Source organism: Acinetobacter harbinensis, from assembly GCF_000816495.1.
GTDB lineage: Bacteria > Pseudomonadota > Gammaproteobacteria > Pseudomonadales > Moraxellaceae > Acinetobacter > Acinetobacter harbinensis.
In genome coordinates, this window is the sequence record NZ_JXBK01000002.1 from 154,415 (window position 1) to 156,427 (window position 2,013).

Annotated in this window: 2 protein-coding genes; both read left to right on the forward strand. The window is 32.9% G+C overall.

Annotation, left to right across the window (positions count from 1 at the left end):
- The first annotated feature begins 224 nt into the window (after positions 1–224).
- Positions 225–1,004 (forward strand): ParA family protein, encoded by a 780-nt coding sequence (locus tag SE27_RS12895; RefSeq protein ID WP_039624234.1) that lies wholly within the window; start codon positions 225–227, stop codon positions 1,002–1,004.
- Between the two features lie 17 nt (positions 1,005–1,021).
- Complete coding sequence (locus tag SE27_RS12900) at positions 1,022–1,936, forward strand: ParB/RepB/Spo0J family partition protein (protein WP_039624235.1); 915 nt, start codon at positions 1,022–1,024, stop codon at positions 1,934–1,936.
- Positions 1,937–2,013 lie beyond the last annotated feature (77 nt).

A 2,013-nucleotide genomic window follows, 5' to 3' on the forward strand; every position in this document is an offset into this window, starting at 1 on the left:
CTTTTGTTTTTTAATGATAAAAAATGCGCTAATTATAATTACTTAATTAACCTAATTACTTAATTATAATTAGCTAGCTAGATTTTATAAAAATTGAAAAATTATTCTCAATCTTGTTAAATACGACACTCCTAAGAGTTATCAATTTTAATCAGTAGATTATGTAGCAACTTGCTACACATTGAATTATAGTGAACTGCATTAAAAATTAGGACTTAAAAAATATGTCATCGGCAAAAATTATTGCAATTGCTAATCATAAGGGTGGATGTGGAAAAACAACAACAACAGTCCATCTGGCTTCTGAATTAGCAGAATTAGGCCATAGAGTTTTAATTATTGATTTAGATCCTCAAGCCAATGCAAGCTTACATGTCGGTAAGAAACATCCCAGTGAAGTCGAAACCACTACAGCCGAGCTATTACTCGGTGACGTAAGTTTATTAACAGATGCTTTAGAAGAAGATACTAATTTTGGCAACGTGTCTTTAATTTACGGCTCTTTAAATTTAGGTCGTACCGAAGATCAATTAAAAGATGATGCACCACGTCCTTCTGAAGAACTTGCAACAAAAATAGAATTTTTAAAAGATCTTTATGACTATATTTTAATAGATTGTCCACCTAGCTTAAAACTACTTACCAGCAACGCGTTGGCCAGTGCCACACACGTCATTATCCCTATTGAGTCTGGTTCGCAATATGGGCTATATGGCGTTACCGATTTAATTAATCATTTAAGTAAAATTAGACGGGTTAATCCTGATTTAAAATTATTAGGGGCATTATTAATTAAACATGATGAAAGACAAAATGTATGCAAATTGATTAAGCTTGAAGCATCTAATCAGGTCGGTCATCTATTAACCACCACTATTCCCAATAGCACCAAAGTCAATCAAGCGGCTATTTTACAACAATCACTGATTCAGCTCGATAAAAATACCAAAGTACGTAAAGCATTTGAATCTTTAGCACTAGAAATTATCACTTTAGTTCAATAAAAAATTTAGAGATTAATATGGTTAGTAATAAAGAACTGTTGGCTAAGAAATTACAGCAAAACTCTCAAAAGCATCAACAAGCTCAGCGAGAGTTAATACAAGATTTAAAAGAACTTAAGCGAAGTGTATTAATTTCGGATATTAATCCAAGTCCTTACCAACCGCGTAAATTATTTGATGACAATGAAATTCAACAACTTGCTGAATCAATTGAATCAATTGGTTTGCTGCAACCGATTAGTGTGCGCCGAGTTAAAAATAGCTATCAATTGATTGCGGGTGAAAGACGATTAAGAGCACATCAAAAGTTAAATAAGCAGACGATTGAAGTGATTGTGATCGATGCATCTGATGAAGATGCTGCATTATTTACCTTAGCTGAAAACTTAAAACGCGAAGATCTAAATGATTATGAGATTTATGTGGGCTTAAGCGCTTTACATGATGATCTAAAAAAGAATAAACAAAAACTAGCTAAATCTTTGGGTATGATTCGAGAAGATATGTATAAATATCTCTCTTATGAGAAAATGCCGATAGAAATATTACAAGAGCTAGATCGACAACCCGCACTGATGTCACGTACGGCTGCCACAGCGGTTAAAAAGTTTCTATCGGATCATGACGCTCAGGCAGAAAATGCCAAGAAAGCCTTACTGACGGCTTGGGAAAAATTATTAAAAAATGAGGTTGAGCAAACTAAACTTGCCGCATTGGCTGAGAAAATTTTGGTGGCAAAAGTGAATAAACAGCCTGTAAAAAATTCTATCGTGCATAAAATTGAGCATGATGGAAAAGTTGCAGGGAATATTAAATTTGATCACAAAATGTTAAAAGTCTCTTTAAAAATTGAAAATCTAGCTGAAGATAAAATTCAGCAATTAGAAGACTTTTTAAGAATATTATTAATTGAGGAAAATGAAAAAGTGTAGCAAATTGCTACACTTTTGAGCGTTGAATTTTCAGCTGATTTGACTATCCAATTTTAATATAATGCTTGAATGAAAAA